The organism is Aeromicrobium wangtongii, assembly GCF_024584515.1.
Lineage (GTDB): Bacteria > Actinomycetota > Actinomycetes > Propionibacteriales > Nocardioidaceae > Aeromicrobium > Aeromicrobium wangtongii.
In genome coordinates this window covers 3,397,414-3,423,592 of sequence record NZ_CP102173.1, presented here as the reverse complement: position 1 = coordinate 3,423,592, position 26,179 = coordinate 3,397,414, and the positions used below count along the sequence as shown (strand labels likewise).

At 69.5% G+C, this 26,179-nt stretch carries 26 protein-coding genes; 17 read left to right on the top strand and 9 right to left on the bottom strand.

Annotated elements, in window-relative coordinates; all coding sequences use genetic code 11:
• The gene (locus NQV15_RS16810) at window positions 1–396 is read left to right on the top strand and encodes a nuclear transport factor 2 family protein (RefSeq protein WP_232403777.1); all 396 of its coding nucleotides are present in this window, start codon (window positions 1–3) and stop codon (window positions 394–396) included.
• Between the two features lie 67 nt (window positions 397–463).
• Here NQV15_RS16810 and NQV15_RS16805 read toward each other — a convergent pair whose 3' ends face one another.
• Genes NQV15_RS16805 through NQV15_RS16795 form a run of 3 tightly spaced genes read right to left on the bottom strand, consistent with a single transcriptional unit; the run spans window position 464 to window position 3,119 of the window.
• Entirely contained in the window at window positions 464–1,327 is an 864-nt protein-coding gene (locus tag NQV15_RS16805; RefSeq protein WP_232403571.1) for a crotonase/enoyl-CoA hydratase family protein, read from the bottom strand.
• Complete coding sequence (locus NQV15_RS16800) at window positions 1,324–2,304, bottom strand: NAD(P)H-dependent flavin oxidoreductase (RefSeq protein WP_232403570.1); 981 nt, start codon at window positions 2,302–2,304, stop codon at window positions 1,324–1,326. The genes NQV15_RS16805 and NQV15_RS16800 overlap by 4 nt, the downstream gene beginning before the upstream one ends.
• A gap of 8 nt (window positions 2,305–2,312) precedes the next feature.
• A complete protein-coding gene (locus tag NQV15_RS16795; RefSeq protein ID WP_232403569.1) occupies window positions 2,313–3,119 on the bottom strand; it encodes an enoyl-CoA hydratase-related protein in 807 nt (268 codons plus the stop codon).
• A 246-nt stretch (window positions 3,120–3,365) separates the two neighbouring features.
• On the opposite strand from NQV15_RS16795, the gene NQV15_RS16790 reads away from it, so the two are divergent.
• From NQV15_RS16790 to NQV15_RS16780, 3 genes are read left to right on the top strand one after another with little or no spacing between them, the layout of a single operon-like run.
• A complete protein-coding gene (locus NQV15_RS16790; protein WP_232403567.1) occupies window positions 3,366–5,072 on the top strand; it encodes a class I adenylate-forming enzyme family protein in 1,707 nt (568 codons plus the stop codon).
• 8 nt (window positions 5,073–5,080) lie between these two features.
• The gene (locus NQV15_RS16785) at window positions 5,081–5,797 is read left to right on the top strand and encodes a VOC family protein (RefSeq protein WP_232403565.1); all 717 of its coding nucleotides are present in this window, start codon (window positions 5,081–5,083) and stop codon (window positions 5,795–5,797) included.
• Window positions 5,794–6,576 carry an enoyl-CoA hydratase/isomerase family protein gene (locus tag NQV15_RS16780; protein ID WP_232403563.1) on the top strand — a complete coding sequence of 261 codons (783 nt, stop codon included), beginning with the start codon at window positions 5,794–5,796 and terminating at the stop codon, window positions 6,574–6,576. The genes NQV15_RS16785 and NQV15_RS16780 overlap by 4 nt, the downstream gene beginning before the upstream one ends.
• 127 nt (window positions 6,577–6,703) lie before the next feature.
• Here the strand turns inward: NQV15_RS16780 and NQV15_RS16775 are convergent, their stop codons facing one another.
• Together NQV15_RS16775 and NQV15_RS16770 are read right to left on the bottom strand one after the other, a co-directional pair.
• A complete protein-coding gene (locus tag NQV15_RS16775) occupies window positions 6,704–8,221 on the bottom strand; it encodes a carotenoid oxygenase family protein (protein ID WP_232403560.1) in 1,518 nt (505 codons plus the stop codon).
• A gap of 38 nt (window positions 8,222–8,259) precedes the next feature.
• On the bottom strand, window positions 8,260–9,495 hold the full coding sequence (locus tag NQV15_RS16770; protein WP_232403557.1) for an acetyl-CoA acetyltransferase: 1,236 nt from the start codon (window positions 9,493–9,495) through the stop codon (window positions 8,260–8,262).
• 148 nt (window positions 9,496–9,643) lie between these two features.
• On the opposite strand from NQV15_RS16770, the gene NQV15_RS16765 reads away from it, so the two are divergent.
• Complete coding sequence (locus NQV15_RS16765) at window positions 9,644–10,606, top strand: winged helix-turn-helix transcriptional regulator (RefSeq protein WP_232403554.1); 963 nt, start codon at window positions 9,644–9,646, stop codon at window positions 10,604–10,606.
• 11 nt (window positions 10,607–10,617) lie between these two features.
• On the opposite strand, the gene NQV15_RS16760 is transcribed toward NQV15_RS16765, so the two are convergent.
• A complete protein-coding gene (locus tag NQV15_RS16760) occupies window positions 10,618–11,610 on the bottom strand; it encodes a winged helix-turn-helix transcriptional regulator (RefSeq protein ID WP_232403552.1) in 993 nt (330 codons plus the stop codon).
• 211 nt (window positions 11,611–11,821) lie between these two features.
• Between NQV15_RS16760 and NQV15_RS16755 the strand changes: the two genes are divergently transcribed.
• The 9 genes from NQV15_RS16755 to NQV15_RS16715 all read left to right on the top strand — a co-directional run bounded on the left by NQV15_RS16755 (window position 11,822) and on the right by NQV15_RS16715 (window position 19,838).
• Window positions 11,822–12,580, top strand: a complete 759-nt coding sequence (locus NQV15_RS16755; RefSeq protein WP_232403549.1) for an ABC transporter ATP-binding protein — start codon at window positions 11,822–11,824, stop codon at window positions 12,578–12,580.
• Window positions 12,577–13,296 carry an ABC transporter ATP-binding protein gene (locus NQV15_RS16750; RefSeq protein ID WP_232403547.1) on the top strand — a complete coding sequence of 240 codons (720 nt, stop codon included), beginning with the start codon at window positions 12,577–12,579 and terminating at the stop codon, window positions 13,294–13,296. The genes NQV15_RS16755 and NQV15_RS16750 overlap by 4 nt, the downstream gene beginning before the upstream one ends.
• Window positions 13,297–13,306: 10 nt before the next feature.
• Window positions 13,307–14,206, top strand: a complete 900-nt coding sequence (locus NQV15_RS16745; protein WP_232403546.1) for a branched-chain amino acid ABC transporter permease — start codon at window positions 13,307–13,309, stop codon at window positions 14,204–14,206.
• Window positions 14,203–15,303, top strand: a complete 1,101-nt coding sequence (locus tag NQV15_RS16740; protein ID WP_232403544.1) for a branched-chain amino acid ABC transporter permease — start codon at window positions 14,203–14,205, stop codon at window positions 15,301–15,303. The genes NQV15_RS16745 and NQV15_RS16740 overlap by 4 nt, the downstream gene beginning before the upstream one ends.
• 89 nt (window positions 15,304–15,392) lie before the next feature.
• Window positions 15,393–16,697 (top strand): ABC transporter substrate-binding protein, encoded by a 1,305-nt coding sequence (locus NQV15_RS16735; protein ID WP_232403543.1) that lies wholly within the window; start codon window positions 15,393–15,395, stop codon window positions 16,695–16,697.
• 100 nt (window positions 16,698–16,797) lie between these two features.
• A complete protein-coding gene (locus tag NQV15_RS16730; RefSeq protein ID WP_232403542.1) occupies window positions 16,798–17,088 on the top strand; it encodes a hypothetical protein in 291 nt (96 codons plus the stop codon).
• Window positions 17,089–17,090: 2 nt separating this feature from the next.
• Window positions 17,091–18,557, top strand: coding sequence for a WXG100 family type VII secretion target (locus NQV15_RS16725; protein ID WP_232403541.1), 1,467 nt, complete (start codon window positions 17,091–17,093; stop codon window positions 18,555–18,557).
• Window positions 18,554–19,165 carry a hypothetical protein gene (locus tag NQV15_RS16720; protein ID WP_232403540.1) on the top strand — a complete coding sequence of 204 codons (612 nt, stop codon included), beginning with the start codon at window positions 18,554–18,556 and terminating at the stop codon, window positions 19,163–19,165. Before NQV15_RS16725 ends, NQV15_RS16720 begins: the two co-directional genes overlap by 4 nt.
• 115 nt (window positions 19,166–19,280) lie before the next feature.
• The gene (locus NQV15_RS16715) at window positions 19,281–19,838 is read left to right on the top strand and encodes a hypothetical protein (RefSeq protein ID WP_232403539.1); all 558 of its coding nucleotides are present in this window, start codon (window positions 19,281–19,283) and stop codon (window positions 19,836–19,838) included.
• 162 nt (window positions 19,839–20,000) lie between these two features.
• Here the strand turns inward: NQV15_RS16715 and NQV15_RS16710 are convergent, their stop codons facing one another.
• Window positions 20,001–21,371 (bottom strand): hypothetical protein, encoded by a 1,371-nt coding sequence (locus NQV15_RS16710; protein WP_232403538.1) that lies wholly within the window; start codon window positions 21,369–21,371, stop codon window positions 20,001–20,003.
• 89 nt (window positions 21,372–21,460) lie between these two features.
• The gene (locus NQV15_RS16705; protein ID WP_232403537.1) at window positions 21,461–23,017 is read right to left on the bottom strand and encodes an AMP-binding protein; all 1,557 of its coding nucleotides are present in this window, start codon (window positions 23,015–23,017) and stop codon (window positions 21,461–21,463) included.
• Between the two features lie 99 nt (window positions 23,018–23,116).
• Between NQV15_RS16705 and NQV15_RS16700 the strand changes: the two genes are divergently transcribed.
• Window positions 23,117–23,704, top strand: coding sequence for a hotdog domain-containing protein (locus NQV15_RS16700; RefSeq protein WP_232403536.1), 588 nt, complete (start codon window positions 23,117–23,119; stop codon window positions 23,702–23,704).
• Here NQV15_RS16700 and NQV15_RS16695 read toward each other — a convergent pair.
• Window positions 23,701–24,186 carry a PGPGW domain-containing protein gene (locus NQV15_RS16695; RefSeq protein ID WP_232403533.1) on the bottom strand — a complete coding sequence of 162 codons (486 nt, stop codon included), beginning with the start codon at window positions 24,184–24,186 and terminating at the stop codon, window positions 23,701–23,703. The two genes, NQV15_RS16700 and NQV15_RS16695, sit on opposite strands and share 4 nt — an antisense overlap.
• A gap of 66 nt (window positions 24,187–24,252) precedes the next feature.
• Between NQV15_RS16695 and NQV15_RS16690 the strand changes: the two genes are divergently transcribed.
• Window positions 24,253–24,666 (top strand): hypothetical protein, encoded by a 414-nt coding sequence (locus NQV15_RS16690; RefSeq protein WP_232403532.1) that lies wholly within the window; start codon window positions 24,253–24,255, stop codon window positions 24,664–24,666.
• Window positions 24,667–24,688: 22 nt separating this feature from the next.
• Window positions 24,689–26,167 carry a mannitol dehydrogenase family protein gene (locus NQV15_RS16685; RefSeq protein ID WP_232403530.1) on the top strand — a complete coding sequence of 493 codons (1,479 nt, stop codon included), beginning with the start codon at window positions 24,689–24,691 and terminating at the stop codon, window positions 26,165–26,167.
• The last annotated feature ends 12 nt before the right edge of the window (window positions 26,168–26,179 follow it).

Genomic DNA, 26,179 nt, shown 5'->3' with positions numbered 1-26,179 from the left:
ATGACCGATGACCAGAAGCTCGAGCTGGCCCGCACCATGTTCGCGGCCTGGGACACGATGGACTGGGACGCCGTCACTGATCTGTTCGCCGACGACGGCGTGCTGCACAGCGTCATGCACGAGCCGCTGGTCGGCAAGGAGGCCGTCGGCGAGCGCATCGCACTGTTGGGCAGCAAGGCCACCAGCATGAAGCTGATCATCAAGTCCCTCGGCGTCATCGACGGCCGGGTATTCGTCGAGCGGGTCGACGACTTCGTCTTTGACGGCAACCACGGGCAGGTGCCCGTCGTGGGCATCATGTCGATGGCGGACGGCAAGATCACCAAGTGGGTCGAGTACTACGACCGCCCGACGCTGCTGGCCGGCATGGGCATCACGCAGGACTTCGGTCACTGACCGTCCGACCTGCCACGCACAACGGCTCGATCCCCGCGGGGATCGAGCCGTTGTGCGTGGTGCCGCGCTACTGCCGGAAGGACGGCTCGGTCCACCACGGGTAGGACGACGGAGCGTCCCCGGGCAGTCGGCCGGGGAACTGCGGCGGCCGCTTCTCCAGGAACGACGTGATGCCCTCGACGACGTCGGGCGTCCGGCCGAGCTCGAAGTTGATTCGCGAGTCGATGCGGTGGGCGTCCATCGGGTGCTCGGAGCCGGCGAACCGCCACAGCATCTGGCGGATCATGCCGACGGCGACCGGGGCGGTGTTCTCGACGATCTCGCGGGCGAGGGCGTACGCCGCGGGCAGCAGATCGTCCGGGGCGTGGACGCTGCGGACCAGACCGGCCTCCAGCGCTTCGGCGGCCGGCACCATGCGACCGGTGTAGAACCACTCCGCAGCCGTGCTGACCCCCACCTTCTTGGGCAGGAACCAGGTCGAGCAGGCCTCCGGCACGATGCCGCGCTTGGCGAACACGAAGCCGAACCGCGCCGTCTCCGAGGCCAGGATGATGTCCATCGGGAGCAGCATCGTGGCGCCGAGGCCCGCGGCGACGCCGTTGACGGCACCGATCACGGGCTTGGTGGACTCGAAGATCTGCAGCGTGATGAGCCCGCCGCCGTCACGGAACTCGTCGATCTCCTCGGCCCAGCCGCGCTCCTCGGCGTCCAGCGATGCCGACCCCCCGGAGAGATCGGCACCGGCGCAGTACGCCCTGCCGCGGCCGGTCACCACGACCACCCGCACGTCGGGGTCGGCATTCGTCTGGGCGAACACCGCGGTGAGCTCGTCCAGCATCGTCTGGTCGATCGAGTTCATCGCCTCGGGGCGGTTCAGCTCGATCGTGGCGATGTGGTCGGTGACGGTGCAGACGATCGTCTCGTACGTCATGCGTGCACCGTGGTCGAGGAGGGAAGTCCCAGGGCGGTGAAGCGCTCATGGGCGGCGCGGTACTCGACCTCGAGGCGGTCCACGACCTGCGCGACCGGCTCGATCGCGCGGATGGTCTGCAGGCCCTGTCCGGCGGCCCAGATGTCCTTCCACTTCTTGGTGGGGGACTCGGTCGAGTCGTAGTTGCGGGCCGTCGGGGCAACCAGGTTGTCCGGGTCGAGACCATTGGCGACCAGGCTGGGGCGCAGCCACGAGGCGTCCGTGCCGGTGATGCCCGAGCTGACGATGAGATCGTCCGTGCCGTGGTCCACGACCATCTGCTTGTACTCGGGCTGGGCCAGGCTCTCGGTCGTCGGCAGGAAGCGCGTGCCCATGTAGACCAGGTCCGCGCCGGCCGCGACGGCGCCGGCGATGCCCTGGCCGTCGGTGATGCCGCCGCCCACGGTGATGATGCCGTCGAAGAAGTCGCGGACCGCGGAGATGAACGCGAACGGCGACAGGTGGCCGGTGTGTCCACCGGCGCCGGTGGACACGCACGCCAGGCCGTCGACGCCCATCGCGGCCGCCTTCTGGGCCAGCTTGAGGTTGACGACGTCGGCGATCACGATGCCGCCGTACGCCTTCACGGTGTCGATCACCGGTGCCGGCGAGCCGAGCGCGGTGATGACGATCGGGGGCTGGTGCTGCGCGACCAGCTGCAGGTCGTCGGCCAGGCGCGCGTTCGTGCGGTGCGTCACCAGGTTGATCGCCCACGGGGCGACGATCGCGTCGGGGTCGGCGGCCGCGGCGCTCGTGAGCCCGTCGGTGATCGTGCCCATCCAGCTGTCGAGCTCGTCGGCGGTGCGGCAGTTGGGGGCGGGAAAGGATCCGACGATGCCGGACGTGCAGGCGGCGATCACCAGGTCTGGCCCGGAGATCAGGAACATCGGTGCCGCGACCACGGGCAGACGCAGGGGCTGGGAGAGGGGGGTTTTCATGGTGTCCTTCACTGGGCGGGTCCGGTCGGGTGTGACAACCCGCGGAACTGGGGGGAGCGACGCTCCTGGAAACTGGTGACGCCCTCGCGGAAGTCCTCCGAGGCGAGGAAGCCGTCGAGCACGGCATCGACCTCGACGACGGTCTGCTCGAGGGAGCGTTCGCGGCTGGTCCACAGCCGCTGCTTGATGTGCGCCATCGACGCGGGCGAGCAGTCGGTGGCCATGTCGCGGGCGATCTGGGTCGCCCGGGCCAGGGGATCGGCGGCGGTCTCGTGGACCACCCCGAGGCGCTGAGCCTCTGTGCCGTCGAAGGTGCGGCCGGTCAGCAACAGCTCGTGCGCGACCGCGGCGCCGGCGATGCGTTCGAGAAGCCACTCACCGCCGTGCATGGCCGGCAGCCCGCGACGGGCGAAGGCCGTCGACAGGCGAGCGTCCGCAGCGGCCACGCGGATGTCGCACATCAGGGCCTGCACGAGGCCGATCCCCGCGCAGGGGCCCTGGATCGCGGCGATCATCGGCTTGGCGATCGTGCTGGGGAACCACTCGGGCTGCTCGATCTGCTCGGCGAGAGGATTGGTCGTGCCGGTCTCGGTGTACGTCGTGAGCGCCCGGGTGTCGGCGCCGGGACAGAACGCGCCGCCGGCCCCGGTCACCACGATCGCACGGACGTCCGGGTCGCCGGCGGCCGCGGCGAGGGCGCCGTAGTAGTCGCCCTGCATGCCGACCGTCCAGGCGTTCTTGCGCTCGGGGCGGTTCAGGGTGAGGACGGCCACTCCCGCGTCGTGGGTGACCAGGACCGGGTCGGCATCGCTCATGCGACGGTTCCGCGCTGCGATCGGCGACTATCGCTGGTGAAGTTAATAAGGTCGGATGCTGTGGGCCGTCGTCGCATGGCGGTCAACTCCTCGATTCCGCTCGTCTGTGAGCGGCGTGAACGTGGGGGTGTGCCCCATTCTGCCGTGAGTGCTGCTCGAATGATAGTCACTTGCTATCTAGTAGTTTCGGAATGGCTCGTCTAGCATGAGGGCGGTCACCGACATGGAGCAGAGAGGTGGGACGCCGTGCGTCTGTTTTCCGAGGAGAGCGCCGCGGAGCATCTGCGCGCCGGCTGGTGGTCCGGCCGCACGTGGACCGATCTGCTGGACCGGCACCGCATCGAGGTGCCGGACCAGATCTCCCTGGTAGACCCGCCCAACCGCGCGTCCTTCCTGCACGGCGAACCACGGCGCCTGACCTGGGCCGAGGTCGGCGACCAGGTCGATCGGCTGTCCCGTGTGCTGTTCGCGCACGGCGTGACCCGCGACGTGGTCGTCGGTGTCCAGCTGCCCAACGCCGTCGAGCTGCCCATCGTGCTGCTGGCCGTCGCCCGGCTCGGCGGGATCGTGACCCCGTTCCCCGTGCAGTACCAGCGCCACGAGCTGCGAGGAATGGGCGAGGCCGCGGGTGTCGAGGTGTTCGTCTCGGCGGCCCACGCCACCGGCAGGCGCCTCGCGGCCGAGCACGTCGAGCTGGCCGCCGACCTGCCGACGCTGCACACGGTCCTGGCCTTCGGCGACGAGCCCGTGGAGGGTGCCGGCGGGCTCGAGGGCCTCATGGCCGCGGCCTCGAACGACTCCCCGCAGCTGCGCCGCCATCTCGAACGGCTCGACCGGCACCCCAATGACTGCGTGACGCTGGTCTGGACCTCGGGTACCGAGGGCAGCCCGAAGGGCGTGCCCCGTGCGTACGGTGACTGGGAGGTGCTGGGCCTGTCGTGCATCCAGTCGCCCCGGCTGACGTCGTCGGACATCCTGCTCAACCCGTTCCCGATGGTCAACGGTGGGGGACTGGCGGGCATGTTCATGCCGTGGCTCCTGTTGGGCACCACGCTGGTTCAGCACCACCCCTTCGACCTGGACGTGTTCGTGGGGCAGATCGAGGCCGAGCAGGTCACCTACACGTGCGCCCCACCGCTGGTCCTCGACACGCTGGTGCTCGACGACGTGGCCTTCGAGGAGCACGATCTGTCCACCCTGCGTGCGGTGGGCTCGGGTTCTGCGCCGCTGTCGGGCTGGATGATCGCGCGGTGGGAGAACGACCACGGCGTCGAGGTGCTCAACCTGTTCGGCTCCAACGAGGGCGGCGTGCTCTACGGGGACCCCGACACGGTGCCGGACCCGGCGGAGCGCGGGCGGTTCTTCCCGCGGTACGGCCAGCCCGGCATGCCGTACCGGATCGACGTGGCCTCGGCGATGCAGGCACGCCTGGTCAGCCTGGACGACGGCCAGGAGATCACCGAGCCGGGACGCGCCGGCGAGCTGCGCCTCAAGGGGCCCACGATCTTCGCCGGCTACTGGAACCAGGATCGCCACGGCTTCGACGAGGACGGCTGGTTCTGCACCGGCGACGTGTTCGAGATCAGCGCGCACAACGAGGCGTACCTGACGCACGTCGACCGGGCCAAGGACCTCATCATCCGGGGCGGGTTCAAGATCTCGGCCGCCGAGATCGAGGCGCTCGTGATCGCCGACGAGCGCGTCGCCGCGGTCGCCGCCGTCGCGATGCCGGACGACCGGCTGGGCGAACGGGTCTGCCTGTTCGTGGTGCCGCGCGTGCCCGGGCAGGAGCCGACGCTGCAGGAGATCATCGCCCCCCTCGCCGAGCAGGGCGTCGCCAAGTTCAAGTGGCCCGAACGCCTCGAGATCGTCCAGGAGCTGCCGCGCAACGCGATCGGCAAGATCCTCAAGCGCGAGCTCCGCTCCCGCATTGCCCAGCCCGCCCACCAGTAGGAGTCCTCATGTCCACCCTTCCTCGTATCCGCCAGGTCGTCCTGCTCGTCCCAGACCTGGAGGACGCCCTTGCGCAGTGCCGCGAGACATTCGGCTTCATCACCGGCACCCGCGACCCGGAGTCGATGGCCGAGCTCGGCTTCGAGCACGAGGTCTGCTCGTTCGCGGACACGTTCATCGAGCTGTGCGCCCCGCTGTCACCCGACTCCGGTCCGGGCCGGCTCGTGGAGCGCAAGGGGCCCGTCGGCTACATGCTGGTCGTCCAGGTCGACGATCAGCAGGCCGCGATCGACCGGGCGGCTGCGCTCGGGATCGAGCCGTTGTTCGCGCAGGACTTCGAGGGCAACCAGATCTCGCAGTGGCACCCCAAGTCCCTGGGTACCCTGGCCGAGATCGACCAGGTCGAGCCGGCCGACAGCTGGCACTTCGCGCCGCGCATCTTCGCCGCCTCGTGCACCGACGTCGCGCGCGACATCGTCGGCGCCGACCTGGCCACGCCCGATCCCGCGGCGATGGCGCAGACCTGGTCCCAGGTGCTGGACCTGCCGCTGGACGGCCCGACGACCCTGCCGATGGGCGACACCGTGCTGCGGTTCGTGCCTGCGCAGGACGTCACCGGGCTCGTGGCGGTCGATGTCGAGGCGACCGATCCGGACCGGATCGGCGACAGCGTCCGGATCGGGGGCGTGGACTTCCGGTTCGTCGCGGCCACGGTGACGGCATGACCGCGCACGTCCGGTACGCGGTCGAGGACGGTCTGGGCATCATCACGATCGACCGGCCCGAGAAGCGCAATGCGCTCAGCTATGCGATGTACGACGCGCTGCGGGACTTCACCCACGCCGCGGAGGCGGATCCGTCGGTGCGCGCGATCGTGCTGACCGCCGTCCCCGGCCAGTTCTGCGCCGGCACCGACCTGACCGAGCTGCGCGACGTCGAGCCGGGCACCGAGCCGCAGGAGCGGCGCGGGCACACCGACGGACGGCACTGGTTCCTCCACGACTCGACCAAGCCGGTCATCGCGGCGATCGACGGGCCGGCCGCAGGCCTGGGCGTCGAGCTGGCGACGCAGTGCGACTTCCGGATCGCCTCGACGAGGGCCCGGTTCTCGTGGATCTTCGTGCAGCGCGGTCTCGTCCCCGACACGGGTGCGGGCACGTGGCTGCTGCCGCGTCTGGTCGGCCCGCAGGTGGCCAAGCGCCTCGTGTTCTCCGGTGACTTCATCGATGCGGACGAGGCGCGACGCATCGGCTTCGTGCTCGACGTCGTCGCGCCGGAGGATCTGACGGCCGCGGCGCGGGCGCTCGCGCTCAGCGTGTCCAGCGGCTCGCCGTTCGCGACGCAGCGGGTCAAGCAGCTGATCAACGAGTCGTCCGCCCGCTCGCGCGACGAGCACCTGGTCGGCCACGTCGCCGCGATGACCGAGTGCCAGCTGTCCGACGACCACCGCGAGGGCGTCGCCGCGTTCCTGGAGAAGCGCCCCCCGGTCTTCACCGGCAAGTAGTAGTCGCCCCTTGAGCAGTAGTCGCCCCTTGAGTAGTAGTCGCCCCTTGAGCTTGTCGAAAGGAGTCCTTTCGACAAGCTCAAGGGGCGGAGTGGCTCAAGGGGCGGGGTGGCTCAAGGGGCGGGGTTCAGAGCCCGACCGCCGTGGCGGGGTCGTCGGCCGTCGCCCAGTCGTTGAGATCGGACCCGGCGGCCCACGTCGAGTGGGTCCCGCTGGAGATGCGCTCGGGCAGGCGCAGCGTGCAGACCGGGCCGGCGGCGATGTCCGATGCGTCGAACACGAGGCAGAACGACGCGTCCTGGTTCATGTCGGTGGTCAGGGTGATGAGGTAGCCGTCGTCCTCGGCCGTGCTGCCGACCCGCGGTGCCATCGAGGACTCGCTGCCGTACACGCCGTCCTCGAGCCGGTAGTGCTCCTCGGTGCCGGTCAGGCTGTCGTGCCTGACGATGCCGTTGAACAGGAACCATCCGGGCTTGCTGGTGGCGGCGTACGTGTAGCGGTGCTTGCGCCCGCCGTACGAGCCGTTCATCATGCCGAACTCACTGATCGTGTCGGACAGCTGCTCCTCGCGCACCTCGCCCGTCACCATGTTGAGGTGCCAGCGGTGCAGGCGTGGCTTCATGCGGTCGTTGGCCAGGAACCGGAAGGCGCGCTGCCACTTGTCACCCATGCCGTTGTCGGCCGGCGACGGATCCTCCTGGAAGAAGCCGTCGGCGACGATCCAGTCGCCGTCCTCGTAGGCGTTGACCCAGTGCAGGACGAAGGTGGCCTCGCAGTCGAACCACCGGATGTCGTCCGGGCCGCCGCGGCGGGGGATGACGCCCAGGCGCATGGGCATGTCGCGGTGGAACCGCGCAGCGTACGCACCCTGGGCGAGGCCCTCGGGATCCCAGAACAGCGGGCAGTCGTTGAGGATCGCGTAGTTCTCCGTGAACACCATGTCGTGCGGCAGGCGCGGGCCGGGCAGCTCGATCGGCGTGTAGTGGACCAGCTCGTTGTTCGCGTCGACCACGCCGTAGTTCATGTACGGGGCCTCGGTGCTGTAGTTGAAGAACAGCATCTCACCGGTCGCGTCGTCGATCTTGGGGTGTGCCGAGACGCCCCACTCGCCCGGGAACGCGCCGTTCCAGGTCTCCTTGCCGAGCGGGTCCAGGGACTGCGGGTCCAGGCGGTAGAGATCGCCGCACTGGTAGAAGCTGGTCAACGCGACGCCGTTGTGCACCACGACATCGGTGCTGGAGGCGTCCTTGAGTCGTCCGCGGGCTCCCCAGCCGTGGTCCATCAGCGACAGGCTGGGTCGCTCGGCGAGCCCGGCCCACAGACTCTTCCCGGCCTCCGTCTCGGCGGCGAGACCGTCGGTCTGGACGAATCGGTTGCGGTAGAACGCGGTCCCGTCGCGGAAGCCGACGACGTGGACCATGCCGTCGCCGTCGAACGGGTGGTAGTTCTTGATCGCCGGGTGCAGCGGGTTCTCGGTGTTGCGCAGGTACACGCCGTCCAGATCGGTCGGGATCTGGCCCTGGACCACGTCGAGGTTGTCAGCCTTCCACTCGGTGGTCTGCGGCCGCCACGGCCCGGTGCGGTACGGGTGGTCGTCGTCGGCGGGAAGTGTCGACAGCATGCGTCCTACGACGTCGAGGTCCATGGCGTTCCTTCTGTGTCTGGTGGTGGGGGGGGTGGAGATCAGGCCGTGGTCTCGACGACGAACGAGACGGCCGTGGTGAACGATCCGCCCACGTTGACCGTCAGCACACGCTTGGCACCGTCGACCTGCAGGACGCCGGCGGTGCCGGTGACCTGGCGGGCGGCGTCGAGCACCATGCGGACGCCGGTGGCGCCGACGGGGTGGCCGGCCGAGAGCAGGCCGCCACCGGGGTTGACCGGCAGGCTCCCGGTCCGCTCGATGGTGCCGTCGTGGACGACCGAGCCGCCCTTGCCGCCTCCGACGAGGCCGAGGTGCTCGAGGGTCACGAGCCCGGTGATGCTGAAGCAGTCGTGCATCTCGACGACATCGATGTCCTCGATGCCGGTGAGTCCGGCCCGGCCGTACGCGTCCTGGATGGCGCCGTGCAGCTGCGGGAAGAGATGCTCGCTGTCGCGGGACGCCGAGAGCTTGTCGGCCAGCAGCAGCGTGTCGGTGCGGTGCCCGAAGCCGGTGATGCGGGGCAGCTGGTCCAGCTCGAGGCCGCGGGTCGCGGCCCACTCGGCGGCGTACTCGGCACTGGCGATGACGATGGCTGCAGCGCCATCGGTGATGCGGCCGCAGTCGGTCTTGCGCAGGCGGCCCTCGACGAGCGGGTTGACGGTGTCGTCCTCGGCGAACGACCCGTCGGGGAAGGACCACGCGCGGGTCTGCGCGAGCGGGTTGCGGGCGCCGTTGTCGAAGGCGATCTGGGCGAAGCGGCCGAGCACGGCGTGATCGAGGCCGTAGCGCCGGTCGTACTCCTCGGCGACGTCCGCGAACAGGGCGGGCCAGGCGTACTCGGCGTCGAGGGCCTCGCGTCCCGCCCACGCCGCGGTGCCCAGGTTGTCGGCGGCCTGCTTGGCCGAGACGTTGCGCATCAGCTCCAGACCGACGACGAGCGCGACGTCGTAGCGGCCCGACGAGATGTCGGCGCCGGCGGCGACGATCGCCGTGCTGCCGGAGGCGCAAGCGGCCTCGTGGCGGGTGGACGGACGTCCCACGAGCGCGGGCTCGGCGGCGACGACCAGGCCGCCCAGCTGCGCCTGCCCGGAGAACAGCTCACCGGCCAGGTTGCCGACGTGCACGACCTCGACCTCGGTGGGGTCGACCTGGGCATCGGCGAACGTGGCGGGAAGCACCTCGCGCAGCATGTCGATCAGACCGAGTCCCTCGGCGGCCCAGTTGCGGGCGAAGTCGGTCTGGGCCCCGCCCAGTACGTACAGGTCCTGCGTCATGACGTGCCTCCGGAGGTGATCGGGAACGACGTCGCGGCACGGTCGCGGCCACATCGTCTGATCCAATTACTACAAGATCAAAAGTCACTTGTCAATGAATACTGCCTGCCAGGCCGTCGGTTGCTCCGGCTGCACTACGCTGGTCGTCGTGACCAACGACGTGGGTGCCGGCGAGGTGGAGGGCACCGCGTCCCCGCTGGGGCGTGCGCTCGTGCTCCTGGGCGACATGTGGACCGTGCGCATCGTGCGGGCGATCTTCGCCGAGCAGCGCCGATTCCAGGACCTGCGGGACTCGTTGCGCATCTCCGATCCCGTGCTGTCCCGGCGCCTGCGCGCACTGGTGGACGACGGTCTGCTGCACACCCGGGCGTACCAGTCGAATCCTCCGCGCCACGAGTACCTGCTGACCGAGGCGGGCATCGACCTGTGGCGGGTCATGATCGCGCTGTGGACCTGGGACCGCACCTGGGCCGGAGGGCACCACCGCGACGCGGCCCTGCGGCTGCGGCACCACGCGTGCGGGCACTCGACCCGCCCCGTCTTCGGCTGCGGCAGCTGCGGTGCCATCGGTCTCACGGCCCGCGACGTGAAGGGGGTGGTCGACGACCGGCTGCTGCTGGACGTCGTGAGCCGGCGCTCGAGACGGTCCACCGCGATGAGCGGTCCGATCGACGCCTCCGGCGTACTGGGGGACCGGTGGTCGACCCTGATCCTGTCCGACGCACTCATGGGCAGCCGCCGGTTCAGCGAGTTCCAGTCCCACCTGAAGATCTCGCCGGTCACCCTCACCCAGCGCCTCGAGCTCTTCGTCGAGACGGGGATGCTGACCCGGGAGTCCGTCACGGCCGGCGGGCGTCGGCAGGAGTACCGGCTGACACCCAAGGGCATCGACTTCTTCTCGGTCACCGCGACGATCAACAGCTGGGCGGCCCGGTGGCTCTCCGAGGACGGGGAGTCCGGGCTGTCGCTGACGCACCTGGCGTGTGGCGCCGAGCTCGATCCGCAGTTCACCTGCAACAGCTGCAACAAGCCGCTCGTGCGGCGTGAGATCGGCTTCGAGGGTCCGGAGGAGGACCGCGCCGGGCTGGGTCTGGTGCTCGGCGGTCAGTGACTCCGGTCGGCTCAGCCGGGCGGGGCGGGCGTTCCGGGGTCGTCCGCGTGGACGGCCTCGATGGTGTGGCCGCGCAGCGGCTCGTGGCACGCGCTGCAGGTCAAGATGACGTGCAGCGGTGACTCGCAGACGGTGTGCTGCATGATCAGCGCGGGACCGTCGGGGGCCACGAACCAGCGGTGACCCCACTGGATCACCAGCAGCACCACGGGCAGGAATGCGAGGCCCTTGCTCGTGAGGCGGTACTCCATCCAGTCGGCGCGCTCGGCCGTCGGCACCTGATCCAGGACCCCGAGCTCGCAGAAGGCCTGGAGCCGGTCGGCGATGATCGTGGGGGAGGCCGACAGCCGCCTCTGGAAGTCGTTGAAGCGCTTGACCCCGAGGAAGGATGCGCCGAGGATCGCGATCGACCAGCGGTTCCCGATCAGCTCCATGGTCTCGTCGACCACCTCGCTCGGTCGCTTGTCCGAGCGTGATCGTTGGCGGCGTGCCGTGATCGGCAGGTTGCGTGACCAGTCGCCGCTCGGCCCGATGCGGCCGTCGATCTCGCGCCACCGGATGGCTCGCCGGCACGAGTCGCAGGTCAGGACCGGCTCGGTGAAGCTGCCGCACGTCGTGTGCCGCATGCGGGGCAGGACGACGGTCTCGTCCCTGACCCAGCTGCGCTCCCAGGCCCACATCGCGATGAGGATCGGCCAGACCTGACGGCCTCGGGTGGTCAGCAGGTACTCGTACCGGGCGGGACGCTCGTGATAGCGGTGCTTGACCAGGACTCCGGCCTGGACGAGGGTCGCGAGCCGGGTCGTCAGGGCGGTGCCGGGGATCGGTCCGAGCTTCAGCCAGTCGGTGTAGTGCGTCGCTCCGCGCAGTGCCATCCGGATGATCCACAGGGACCACTCGTCGCCCAGGAGGCCATTCGCGACGGCGATCGAGTTGGGACCGTCCGGCTCGAGAGGGGTCGCGGCATCGCCCACGTCCGGGGTGCGTTGATTGCCGCTCGTCATGTCTCATCCCTATCAGCAGCGGGGACCATCGGCACTCCCGTGCAACGGCGAGCAGCGGCGTCCGGACCGCGTGGCAGCGGCCCGGACGGACTCGTTGACCGCCCTCGGCGGATGCTGTATACCTTAGTCACGTTGCTAACTATAGTGACCGGTGTCACGCTCAGCAATGGCAGGCGCCGTGGCAATTTCGAGCAGGAAGAGGAGGGCCAGAGTGCTGGAGATATCCGATCTGGTCATGCGCTTCGGTGGCGTGACAGCACTGGATCGAGTGGGCTTCACCGTGGCCGACAACGAGATCTGCGGTCTGATCGGCCCCAACGGGGCAGGCAAGACCTCGCTCTTCAACTGCGTCACGCGGATCTACCGTCCCGCGGAGGGAACGATCCGGTTCAACGGCGACGACCTGCTGTCGCTGCGTCGCGACCAGGTCGTGCGCCACGGAATCGTGCGGACGTTCCAGAACCTCGCGCTCTTCCCGTCGCTGTCGGTGCTGGACAACACGGTCATCGGTGCGCACAGCGTCAACACGCCCCACCTGCTGCCGTCCCTGCTGAGCTGGCCCACGACCCGTTCCAGCAAGCGCCGCATCGAGGGCGAGGCCTGGGAGCTGCTGGAGCGTCTGGATCTTCTCGACGTCGCCTTCCACCCGGCCGCGGGGCTGCCCTTCGGAACCCTCAAGCGGGTCGAGCTCGCGCGGGCCCTCATCAGTCGCCCCTCGCTGCTGCTGCTCGACGAGCCGGCCGGCGGACTGACCCACTCCGAGGTCAACGAGCTCGGCGAGCTGATCGTGGGCCTCAAGAAGGACTTCGGCTTCAGCGCCCTGCTGGTCGAGCACCACATGGGCCTGGTCATGGGCATCTCCGACCACGTCGTCGCCATGGATTTCGGTCGCACCATCGCCGACGGCTCACCGGCGGAGGTCCAGCGCGACCCCGCGGTGGCCGAGGCCTACCTGGGGAAGAGCGCATGACAGTCGCACCACTGCTGGAGGTCCGCGGCCTTCGGGCCGGCTACGGACAGATCAACGTCCTGCACGACATCGACCTCGAGGTCGGGAACGGCGAGGTCGTCGTCGTCCTCGGCGCCAACGGTGCCGGCAAGTCGACGCTGATGAGCGCGATCTCCGGGCTCATCCCGCACACCGGGACGATCCTGATCGACGGTGCCCCCGCGGGCAACCCGCGTCCGGACCAGATGCTCAAGCACGGCCTCAGCCTGGTCCCGCAGGGACGCGGGACGCTCACGGCGCTGGACGTCATCGACAACCTGCGCGTCGGCGGCACGAACCTGTCGGGCAAGAAGCAGGTCGATGAGGAGATCGACCGCTGGTTCGAGATCTTCCCGCGGCTCAAGGAGCGCTCGAAGCAGGTGGCCGGCACGTTGTCCGGCGGCGAGCAGCAGATGCTCGCGATCGCCCGGGCCCTCATGAGCCGTCCTCGCATGCTGATGTGTGACGAGATCAGCCTCGGCCTCGCGCCCCTGATCATCCAGGAGCTGTTCGAGACCCTCGGCCGGATCAGCACCGAGATGGGCACCGCCCTGCTGCTGGTCGAGCAGAACGCCGAGCTCGCGCTCGACATCGCCTCGCGCGTCTACCTGCTGGAGGTCGGCGCCGTCGCGTCGTCCGGCTCGGCGGCGTCGTTCCGCGACAACAACAACATCCGCCAAGCGTACCTAGGCTATTAGGACTCATTCGATGGACATATTCCTGTCTCGACTCTTCTCCGGCATGACCGCCGGGTCGATCTACGTGCTGATCGCACTGGCCCTGGTCGTCGTGTTCCGCAGCTCGTCGACGATCAACTTCGCCCAGGGCGAGTTCGCCCTCTTCACGACATATGTCGCCTGGTGGCTCACCGAGCGCGGCCTGAACATCTGGCTCGTCCTGCTGCCCGTCATCATCTTGGGCTTCATCATGGGCGCGGTCGCCGAGCGGCTGCTCATCCGTCCTGTCCGCAAGCGCGACGAGACGGCCATCCTCATCGTTGCGCTGGGCCTGTTCACAGGCCTCAACGGCCTGGACGGCTGGATCTGGGGCTCGGACGAGAAGGTCTTCCCGACCATGTTCCCGTCCGGTGAGGGCAGCTACTTCTCGATCCTCGGTGCCCGGCTGCACTACGACTCGGCGCTGGTGTGGGTCTTCACGATCGGCGTCGTCGTCGGTCTGACGCTGTTGTTCAAGCGCACGAGCCTCGGCCTGGAGATGCGAGCGGTCGCCACCAACCCGGAGTCGGCGGCGCTGTGCGGCATCAAGGTCGGGCGCATCCTGACGATCAGCTGGGGGCTCTCGGCCGCGATCGGATCGCTCGCCGGCGTGATGCTGGTGCCGACGATCCCGCCGGGCCAGCTCAATCTCTCCTCGATGTTCCAGGTGCTGATCTTCGCGTCCGCCGCGGCGCTGCTCGGCGGCCTGGACAGCATCAAGGGCGCCGTCGTCGGCGGCCTGGTCATGGGCATCGGCCTGGCGATGATCAACGGCTACGCCACCTTCATCGGCGGCTCCTTCTCCCTGACCCTCGCGCTGATCCTCATCGTCGCGGTGCTGACGGTGAAGCCCACTGGACTGTTTGGAACCCGCCGATTGGAGCGCGTGTGAGCACCGAGATGTTGGACCCGGCCCAGAGCGTGAGCCCGCAGGACACGCCGAGCCGTATGAAGGGCCCGCGGGTCATCAGGCGCGGCAGCCGCGCGCACACCGCGATGGTCGTCGCCGGTGCGGTCGCGGCCGTGCTGATCATCTTGTGGGGCTCCCAGCTCGATCCCTTCAACCAGGGCCAGCTCACCCGCGTGGCGATCTTCGCGATCGCGATCGCCGGGCTGAACATCGCCAGCGGCTACATCGGCCTGCTGTCGGTGGGCCACTCGGCCTTCTTCGGCCTCGGCGCCTACACGACCGGCGTGCTCGTCGTGAAGTACGAGTGGGACCCGCTCGCCACGATCCCCGCCGCTCTGGTGGTGTGCTTCGTCGTGGGTCTGCTGGTCGGACTGCCGGCGCTGCGCATCCGTGGGCTCTACCTGGCGATGGTCACCTTGGCGTTCGGCGTCGCATTCCCCGAGATCGTCGCGCACTTCGACGATCTCACCGGAGGCGCCGAGGGCATGACGATCCGCCGCCAGCAGCTGCGTCCGCCCGAGTGGTCCGGCTTCACCCTGGGTGAGCGCAGCGTGTGGCTGTACTGGCTGTGCGTCGTCATGCTCCTGCTGGTGATGCTGGTGCTGCACAACCTCGTGCGTGGCCGGTACGGCATGGCCATGATCGCGATCCGCGAGAACGAGATCGCCGCATCGTCGTCCGGCATCAACATCGCCGTGATGAAGACGACCGCATTCGGTGTCTCGGGCGCCGTCACCGGCGTCGCCGGAAGCCTGTTCGCGATGTACATCGGCAGCCTCTTCGCGGAGGGCTCGTTCACGCTCCTGGCCGGCATCACCCTGCTCATCGGCCTGGTCATCGGCGGCGAGGCGACCCGCAGCGGGCCGCTCCTGGGTGCGCTGGCGGTCGTCTTCGTCCCGTACTACACAGCCGACCTCGGCCAGGGGCAGTCGTCGGCCGTGCTGTTCGCCGTCGTCCTGATCTTCGTGATCTTCGTGGCGCCGTCCGGAATCGTCGGGGGACTCACCAAGGCGGTGCGCAAGGTCGTGGTCGTCACGCCTGCCATTCCGCGCAAGCCGGAAGGGGCCCGGAAGCAGTAGATGGCGACCCGCACGACCCGCACGACCCGCACGACCCCAGTCCTGGCAGGTGCTCTCGCAACTGCCCACACGTACACGAAAGGCATCACATGTTGATCTCGAAGGTTGCCGGCGCTCGCCGCCTGGCCATCCCGCTTGCCGTCACGGCCGCTCTCGCCCTTGGCGCGTGCGGCGGCGGCAGCGACTCCAAGAGCTCGTCGGACACCGCCTCGGACCCGTCGAAGTTCAGCATCAACCTGGACGACTGCAACGATCCCGAGGCCGTCACGGCCCCGATCAAGGGCACGTTCGACATCGGCTACAGCGCGCCCCTCTCGGGCCCGGTCGCCGGTGCGGTCGAGCTGGCCGCCGCAGGCTACGACGCCCGCATCGCGGCCGAGAACGCCAAGGGCGGTGTCGACGGCGTCAAGATCAAGGTCACGTACAAGGACGACGCGTACCAGCCCGACAAGGCCAAGGCCAACGGTGTGGAGTTCATCGAGAGCGTCAAGGTGGACGCGCTCGCCACCTTCGGCACCGGCCCGCTGAGCGCGATGGTCGACGACCAGAACGCGGCCTGCGTGCCGATGCTCTACCCCAGCACCTCGACGGCTGACTACGAGGACATCGAGCAGTTCCCGTGGACCACCACGATCCTGCCGATGGCCAAGAACGAGGCCAAGTTCCTCGTCGGCCTGATCAAGGACCGCTACCCCGAGGGCGTCAAGGTCGGCATCGCCGAGAACGCGACGGCCTCCGGCAAGGTGCAGAGCGAGGCCTTCCAGGCAGCTGCCAAGGCCGCCGACCTGAAGATCGACAAGATCGTCCAGGACTCGGACCCGGTCGCCGCGGCGACGACGCTCAAGGGCGCCGACATCGAGGTCGTCTACCACGGCGGCGTCACCGGAACCTGTGGCGCGTTCGACACCGCCCGCGGCCGCGTGGGCTACCAGCCCAAGCTCGTCCTGAAGCCGACCAACTGCGTCAACGCGGTCGAGTACATCGCGGCCGGCAAGGCTGCCGACGGCATCGAGCTCGGCACCTTCGGCAAGGACCCGATGGCACCGGAGAACAAGGACGACGCCGCCGTCAAGGAGTACCTGTCGCAGCTGAAGGCCGCCAAGGTCTCGGAGGAGGTCGCCGGCAACGCGGTCACGGTCTCGGGCTGGACGCAGGCCGACCTGGTCATCAACACGCTCAAGCAGGCTGCCGCCTCGAAGGACGGGCTCACCCGTCTGAGCGTCATGGAAGCCGCCCGCGACCAGGACTACGACGCGCCGATGATGATCGACGGCGTCAAGTGGTACAGCACGCCCGAGCTGCTGACCGGCATCGACGGCTTCGGCACGATCAAGTGGGTCGCCGACGAGAAGCGCTTCGTCCCCTCGGGCGACGTCATCAGCATCCGCCCCTGATCCCCTGAGCCCGCTGGGCCTGACGTTTTGACCAACACGCCGGTGGTGTGTCCGTCAAAACGTCAGGCCCAGTGGCGTCTGCGCTGCTACGTTCAGGGCGATGAGCGACTTGGAGATCACGCCCGCGGCGCTGCAGGGCGTGCGCGACAAGGCGATGTCCATCGAGTCCATCGCGGATCGATCCGTGCGGCAGCTCGGCCGGTTGTCGCCGGCTGACGTCGGACCGCCCGATCTGGTGGCCCGGGTCGGGTCGTTCGGTGAGGAGTGGATCCGGGGCATGCGTCAGCTGGGTGTGTTCGGCGCCGAGATGGCCGAGTCGCTCGACGTCGTGGACGAGACGCTGACCGCCGTCGACGAGCGCCTGTCCGCCACCACGCCCAGGCCGGAGTGACGATGGCCTCGACCAGCGCGGCGGACTACCCGGCCCTCGGCTTCGATCCCGCCCCCGGCGACGCCGAGGCGGTGGAGGATGCGGTCTCGACCCTCCGGTCCGTCAAGCGGGCGCTCGAGGACGTCGCGGCACTGCTCGACGGTGCCCCGATCGACGAATGGCACGGTGCCGTGGCCACGGCCTTCGACGATCTGTTCAGGCTCGAGCTGCGACCGGTCGTCGAGACCGCCGGCACCGCGCTGGAGGATTCCCGCCGAGCTCTCGACGGCTGGGCCACGGACCTGCGCCACTACCAACGCCGGGCCCGGGACCTCGAGGTGGAGGCGGCCCGTGCGCAGCAGCAGGCGGCAGCAGCTGCATCAGAACTCGACGACGTACCCGTGCCGGACGATGCGAGCGACCCACCGTCGGCCGAGCGTCGTGGCATCTCGCAACGCATCACCCGAGCGGACGAAGGGCTCGCGCAGCATCGCCGCGACGCCCAGGCGCTGCTGACGGAGTACACCGACGCAGGTGCCGCCATCGGCCGGCTGCTCGAGGGAGCCCAGGAAGCCGCCCCCGTGGACCTGCGACGCCTCACCGGCCTGTCCGGTGTCGCCGCCATCGTGGTCGGGTCGATGACAGGGCCGGAGGGTGACCAGTACCTGCGCGACCACCCGGAGGCCGGTGCCCTGCTGCTGGAGCTTCGGCTGCGCAGCGAAGGGCTGCTGGACGGCGCAATCGAGTCGGACGCCTACCGCACGTGGCTGGAGAACGCGGCCCGTCGCGGCGTCTCGGCCGAGACGATCCTCGACATCGCCCGCACGCACGACATCGGCCCGGACGACTTCGCGGTGCTGGACGGGCTGGAGGAGGTCAAGGACCGGGACGGCAAGTCCTTCTTCGTGCTTCCCGACGACATCAGCGACGACGACGCGCGCAAGGCCGTGCTGATGACGTACATCCTCAACGCCGGCACCGACTACGGATCGGCGAGCACCGACAACGACTTCGACGAGACGCCGTACTCGGCCGACGAGGTCCAGCGCATCATCGACCGGCAGGAGCGCAACGACTGGAGCTACAAGGACGACGTGGAATTCGTCCACGACAACGGTGGGCGCCTGGTCACGACGCCCAACGGCATGCTGATGGGGCTCGGAGGCAACTGGCTGCAGAGCGTCTACAGCCAGAAGGGCGGGACCACGTGGGGCGACATCTTCATGCTCAACATTGATGACGTCGACGATCCCGCGGCGGTGCTGCGCGAGACGGTGGAGGGCGGCCGGACGCGCTACCAGGACGACGACGGCTCGATCAGCGAGGGCAGCCTCGATCTCGATCGCTTGTTGCACCACGAGGAGATGCACTCCCAGCAGTGGGCCGAGAAGGGTCACAGTGGGTTCCTCCGCTCCTACATCTGGGAACAGATCAGGGGAAAGAACGACACCGAGGAGGACGCCGGCCTGAAGGACGGCGGCTACCGTTGAGGACGTCGTTGCGGCACGTCGCGGCAGGCGTCACCCGCGCGGTGTCGACCGGGCTGCGAGTCGTCGTCGCCCTCGTGGTGCTCGGGGTGGTGCTCTTCCTGGCCAGGTGCGACCGGACGAACCAGCTCGCGCCCTCGCTGCCGCAGGTCGTCGGTCTGCGGGTCGACGGCGAGCAGCTGCAGATCGTCACCGGCACTCCGTGCGAGGGTGTCGACCGGATCTTCGTGCTCTTCAGCGGCGGCGTCGACAAGGACGGCAAGAAGCTCCCCCGGGGTCAGCTGGTGGCGTCGTCCGGCCGCACGGTCGAGCAGGTGACCGTCGGGAGCGAGGTCGTCGTGCCTGGCTTCACCGTGACCGAGGCCCTGCCGACCGGCTTCGACTGGCGCGACTACTCCGAGATGGACGTGGGCTTCGTGGGGCTGGACGGCGACATCGGAGGAGCCACGTCCGATCTCGTGCCATTGAAGAAGCAGGGCGCGCAGCACGCGGACGACGGCACCGCCTACGTCCGGGACGAGGGATGGCTGACCCCACGGGAGATCCTTGCCGGCAACACGAAGTCGTTCCTCACCGCGTGCACCCCCGACCCTGCCGGAGGCTCTGGCTGAGTCATCGTCTGCCTGGTGATCCCCCGCGCTGGGCCTGACGTTCTGACCGAGACACGCCGGGCGGGTCGGTGAAAACGTCAGGCCCAGCGTGGTTGTGCGCTGCTACGTTCGAGAGATGAGGCCTGACGCGCGCCGCGCTCTGTCGGGTCTGGTGCTGCTGACGGCGGCGGGACTGCTGGCGGGGTGCGACACGACAAACCAGCTGGCGCCCTCGTTGCCGCGGGTGGTGGGTCTGCAGGTCGACGGCGCGCAGCTGCAGATCCTCACCGGAACGCCGTGCGACGGAGTCGACGAGATCGCCCTGATCTTCAGCGGGGACGGCGACACGGACTCGCTGCGGACCCAGCTGGCTGCTGATGCGGCGCACACGGTCGATCGGCTCAGAGTCGGCACCGGCGTCGTCGTCGACGGCTTCACGACGACCGAGGCCCTCCCGGCCGGCTTCGACTGGCGCGACTACTCCGAGATGGACGTGATCTTGGACGGTCCGGCCGGTGCTGTGGGGGAGTCCACGTCCGACCTCGAGCCGGTGAAGGCCGACGGCGTCAAGCACTCGGGCGACGGCACTGCCTACGTCCGCCGCGAAGGCTGGCTGACGCTGCCGGAGATCATCGACGGCAACACGAAGTCGTTCCTCACCGCCTGCACGCCCGACCCCGCCGACAAGCAGTGAACCGTCTCGCGCCCAGCGCAGTCACCGGTACGGCCGCCCTCGCGGCCGAGTCGCCCCCGCGCTGGGCCTGACGTCCTGACCGAGACACGCCGGGCGTGTCGGTAAGAACGTCAGGCCCAGCGGGGTTGTGGGCTACGTTCGGCCGGTGAGAGTTGTCGTTTCTCACCGCCTGCACCCCTGACCCGGCGAACTGAGCCGCCGGCGCAGCTGCACGATCGCGGGTTCGTCCTCGACGTCCTTGCCGGCCAGCACGACCGGCACGTCGGTCGTGACGATGCCGAGGGCGGTGCCGGCGAAAGCGGCCGTGCCGGACACCGGCTCGATCGCGAGGATGTCGGTGACCGGGATGGTCCGGGAGTGCGCCGCGCCGGCGATGTCGTCGATCTCGAGACCGTCGTCGGTCAGTCGCAGGGTCACGGCGCGCGCCGGCGACTGGAGCACGGAGTCGCCGTCACCCTCGAGCGGGAAGATGCGGGTGTGGGAGCGCCGTCGCAGCACGCGGATCGTGACGGCCGCCGTGATCACCAGGACGATCGCTGCCGCGATCACGAGCGCGAGCGGGCTGGCCGTGCGGATCCGGATGACCAGCAGCGCCACCCAGGACGCCGCGAGGACCGCGCCGACCGGGGTGGCGATCACCGAGAAGCGGCGTGGCGCGATGTGCGCAGCGCCTGCGGCGTGCTGACGTCGCAGGCCGTAGAGCTGCGCCTCGACACCCACCCGGTTGGCCTCGCCTTGCCGGGAGAGCAGGACCGCGCTCATGTCAGCGAACGACGCCCAGAGCCATGGTGCCAGCAACAACAGTCCGCTGATGCTGACGAGGGCGGCCCACTCGCCGAGGTCGGCTCCCACGAGGGGGGCCAGGAAGAAGGTCAGCCCCAGCAGGCCCGGAACCATCAGGATGAAGGTCGGCTTGAGGACGCGCAGATCGTACAGGCGTCCGGTGTACCGGCCGGTGAGCCCATTGACCAGTTCGTCGAAGTCGGCCCGGTCGCGCAGATCGTGGACGGTGGCGATCTCAGGCACGACATCACTGTCGTCGAGGAGGCGGCCAGCCGGTTCCCGGCGAGCCGAGATCGCCGCCTCGACGACCCGCACGAGGCGCCTCGAGGTCGCGACGTAGCGCCAGGCCGACACCACCTGACCGAGCGCCAGCACGCCCCATGTGGCCAAGAACAATCTCCTGGAGGCGTTGTCCCCCAGCTCCTCCACGACCGGCGTGAGGATCGAGCCGGCAACGACGAACACGACGGCGGCGACGAGTTGACCGATGAACGCCCGCCCGGGCACCAGCCGGGCGACGAGCCACCACACGATGACCAGATCGGTCAGGAAGGCGATGCCGGTGCTGCTGGACTCGATGTCGGAGCCGGACAGGGCGAAGCTGATGATCAGCAGCCCGATCGACCAGGCCAGGACGGGCAGGGCCCGACGCGCGGCGAACAGGGCGGCCTCCGATGCGGCGATCGTCTCGTCGGCGCGGCGCAACAGCTGACCGCGGGTCGCGAGTCCGTGCAGGTCGAGCGCCGTCACGGCACGTCACTCACGTCGACCCCCTGGCCCCAGCTCCCTGTGGTGTCGGCAGTTTATCCACGGCCGGCCGGCGCGGGCGACCGGAACCGTCAGTTGACCTGGCGGTCGTGCCCCTTCCAGAACTCCTCGCGCAGCTTGAACTTCTGCAGCTTGCCCGTGGCGGTGCGGGCGAGCTCGTCGCGGAACTCGATCCGCTTGGGGCACTTGTAGCCGGCCAGGTGGGTGCGGCAGTGCGCGATGAGGCCGGCGTCGTCGACGGGGTCCTCGTCCGGGTCGAGGACGACCAGCGCGGTGATCAGCTCGCCCCACTTCTCGTCGGGGATGCCGATGACGGCGACCTCCTTGACCGACGGGTGCGACATCAGCGCGTCCTCGACCTCGATCGAGGAGACGTTCTCGCCGCCGGTGATGATGACGTCCTTCTTGCGGTCGGCGATCGTGATGTAGCCGTCCTCGAACGTCCCTCCGTCGCCGGTGTGGAACCAGTTGCCGGCCTGCGCCTGCTCCGTCGCCTCGGGGTTCTCCCAGTACGACGCCAGGTTGTGGTTGGACTGCGCCAGCACCTCGCCCTGGTCGTCGACCATCATCCGCACGCCGATCGCGGGCGCCCCGGCCCGGCCGAGGTTGACCGCCTGCTGGTGGGCGTCGAGGTCGTCCCACTCCGCGCGCATCCGCGACATCGTGAGCAGGGGAGCGGTCTCGGTGAGCCCGTAGATCTGGATGAACTCCCAGCCGAGGTCCTCGCGCACCCGCTCGATCGTGCGCGTCGGCGGCGGCGCTCCGGCGACGATGATGCGGACGCGATCGCGCCCGGGGATCTCGCCCTCCCAGGTCTTGGCGGCGTCGAGGACGGCCGTGACGACCGCCGGAGCGGCGCACATCACGGTCACGCCGTGCTGCTGCACGCGGCGCAGGATCTCGGTCCCGTCGATCTGGCGGATCACGACGTGCTTGCCGCCCACCCCGGTGATGATGAACGGCCAGCCCCAGCCGTTGGCGTGGAACATCGGCAGGGTGTGCAGGTGCACGTCGCGATCGTTGGCCGAGGCCTGCCAGCCGAAGACCGTCGCGTTGAGCCAGTTGTTGCGGTGCGTCAGCTGGACGCCCTTGGGCCGCGCCGTCGTCCCGGACGTGTAGTTGATCGTGGCGGTGGCGTTCTCCTTCGAGGTTGCGTCGGCCTCCCATGCCTTCGGCTCGGCCGTCGAGCCCCAGATCTTGTCGTCGTCCTCGCCCAGGACGAAGATGTGCTTGCAGTCGATCTCGTCGACGAGGTGGCGCAGATCGGGGTCGACCATCATGACCTCGGCGCCGGAGTGCTCGATGATGTAGCGGATCTCGGCGACAGCGAGCCGGAAGTTGACCGGCACCAGCACGCGTCCCCAGCCCGAGACGCCGAAGAACGACGTCAGCATGCGCGCGGAGTTCTGCGACACGATTGCGACCCGGCCACCGACGGGGACGCCCAGCTCGTCCAGCGTGGCCGCCTGGGCCTTGGCGCGACGACCCATCTCGGCGTAGGTGATCTCGCCCCACGAAGGCGCCGGCTGGTTCGGCTCGTCCACGACGGCGATGCGGTCGGGATAGACCGTCACGGCGCGGTCGAGGAAGTCCATCACGGTCAACGGAAAGAACACATCAGCCTCCATGTAGTGACGCGGGTCACCCCATTGTGCCCCGCGCCGCGCCGACCGTGTGGTGCGGTCTAGCCTGACTCCGGCTCTGGACCCGAGGAGAGAAGTCACCACGTGAGCGACACCCCGTTCGACAACCCGGCGGCCACCCCGGAGCAGGTGGCGGCCTTCTCGTCGGTGCTCGACGCGGTGCACGCGTTCCACGACGCGCTGGCGACCGCAGCACCCGATGCGGAGCTCCTGGACCGGTTGGCCGGCGACCTGCGCGGCTGGACCGACACCCTGGCTCCCATGGTGCGGCCGGAGCGCGAACGACTCTCGGGGTACCTCGCGACGAGGCTGCCGTCCCGCGGGCACCTGGCCCTCCCACCGGTCGTGGTGGACCTGTCCGAGGAGGACCGCATCGAGGGGACCCTGACGTTCGGGCCGTTCTTCCTCGGTGGGGGAGGAGCCGCGCACGGCGGTGCGATCCTGACCGTCTTCGACGAGGTGCTGGGTGTCCTGGCGACCGCGGACGGCAAGCCGGCCCGGACCGCCTACCTGAAGTCCGACTTCCGCTCGCCGGTCCTGCTGGACACGCCGGTGCGGGTGCGGGCCTGGGTGGACCGGGTGGAGGGCCGCAAGCGGTTCATCCGCGGCGACATGTGGGCCGGCGAGACGCTGTGCGCCGAGGTCGACTCGCTGTTCGTCGAGCTGCGCTAGCTGCTGGTCTCGCCCTTGGCGAGGCGTTCGGCCATCATCTGGGCCTCCTGCTCGCTGAGGCCGTGGAACCGCTTGTAGCTGTAGACGATGAGGGCCAGCGCCATCAGCGAGGACGCGATGAGCGTTGCCCCGGTGCCCCACCCGCCGGGCAGCCACCAGCGCTCCGCGAGCGGCCACCAGCCGGGGACGTCCGGCCGGATGCCCCACACGATGCCGACCGCGCCGATGGCCAACGCGCCGATGCAGCTGGCGACGATGCGGGGCCACGTCTCGACGCCCTGGGCGGCGGACTTCAGCGCCATCACCTCGACCGGACGCAGCCTGCGCTCGGCCCACTCGTACTGCTGGGACAAGACGGCGAGGCCGGCGAACAGGCACAGCAGCCCCGGACCCGGCAGGACGAGGGCCGCCAGGCCCACCACCACGAGGGTCCAGCCGAGGACCTCGATCCCGACACGTCGAAGGAACCGCTTGGATTTCATGGCCCGACGCTACAGGCGGGCGCGAGCCTGCGCCGTGTCGAGGTCGGGCCGTGATGGGATGGTCCCATGCGCACCGCGGCCCTGCTCCTGCTCCTGCTGCTCGCTGCGTGCGGCGCGGACTCGGACGGATCCGGGGCGACCCCCACGAGGACGGTCCCGGCGGCGGGCCAGGAGGCAGCCATCCCGATGACCCCGGCGCCGACCGGCGAGCCGGTCCCGGCGGCCCTGTCCCGCTTCCGGTGCGAGCGGGACGGCTCGGGGACGTTCACGGCGTCCGGCGTCCTGTCCAATGCGACCAAGAAGACGGTGACCTTCCAGGTCACCGTCTTCGTCGGGGCGCCGGCGCCGAACCCGCAGCAGGCCAGGACCCAGCAGGTCCCCAAGGTCGCAGCGGGTGGGTCGATCGAGTTCCAGGTCGCGAAGATCCCCGCAGCCCCCGAGGGTGGTACGTGCCACGTGCAGGTGCTCACGACGAAGTAGGCCCCATCGAAGGAGCGTGCCCATGAAGCTCAGCGACGGATCACTGGAGCAGCTTCCGCCCGAGGTCGGCAGCCCCGAGTACGACAGGTCGGCCGTGACGGCGGGCATCGTCCACGTCGGGGTCGGCGGGTTCCATCGCTCCCATCAGGCCGTGTACGTCGACCGGCTGCTCGCGGCGGGGGCCACCGACTGGGGCATCTGCGGGGTCGGCCTGCTGCCTCAGGACCGCGCCATGCAGGAGGCGCTGGACGGGCAGGACCACCTGTACACGGTGGTGGAGCGCCATCCCGACGGCAGCGCGCAGGCGCGGGTCATCGGCTCGATCGTCGAGTACCTGTTCGCCCCGGACGACGTCGATGCGGTCATCGAGAAGATGGCGTCCGAGACGACCCGCATCGTGTCGCTGACCATCACCGAGGGCGGGTACAACCTGATCGGCGGCGACGGCGACTTCGACGCCGACGCCCCTGCGATCCGGGCCGATCTCGAGCCGGGCGCGACCCCGGCCACCGTGTTCGGCATCGTCGTCGAGGCCCTGGACCGCCGTCGGCGACGCGGCCTGGACCCCTTCACGGTGGTCTCGTGCGACAACATCGAGGCCAACGGCGCCGTCGCCCGGCGGGCGTTCCAGGGCTTCGCGGCGCTCCGTGACGAGGAGCTGGCCGGATGGATCGAGCAGCACGTCGCGTTCCCGCACAGCATGGTCGACCGCATCACCCCGGTGACCACGGACGCGGACCGCGCCTTCGTGGCTGAGCAGTTCGGCATCGAGGACGCCTGCCCGGTCACCTGTGAGTCGTTCCTGCAGTGGGTCATCAGCGATGAGTTCAGCGCCGGACGACCGCCGCTGGAGGACGCCGGTGTCAGCGTCGTCGACGACGTGCGCCCCTATGAGCTGATGAAGCTGCGGCTGCTGAACGCCAGCCACCAGGTCATGGGCTACCTCGGCTCGCTGGCCGGGCTGACGCACGTCCACGACGCCGCGCACGACGACGACTTCGCGCGGCTGATCCGCGGCTACATGGAGCACGAGGCGCAGCCGACCCTGGAGCCGGTGCCCGATGTCGACTTCGCCGACTACCGGGCCACCCTCATGGAGCGCTTCGGCAACGGCTCCATCGCCGACACCCTGGCCCGGCAGTGCGTCGACGGGTCCGAGCGGCTGCCCAAGTTCCTGCTCCCGGTCGTCCGGGCCCAGCTCGCGGCCGGCGGGGACATCGACCGGGCGGTCCTCGCGCTGGCCGGATGGGCGCGCTACGCAGAAGGCACCGACGACGAGGGGCGGCCGCTCGAGCTCAACGACGTGCGCCACGACGAGATCGCCGCGGCCGCATCACGACAGGGCGACGATCCCACGGCGATGCTCGAGCTGTCGATGTTCGAGGAGCTCCGCGACGACTCGCGCTTCGTGGCCGCCTACGTGGAGGCGCTGCAGGGCCTGCGCGACCACGGCGCGCGCGCTGCGGTCGCCGCGCTCACGTCAGGCCCGGGTGAGCGGTGACGTGAGCGCGAC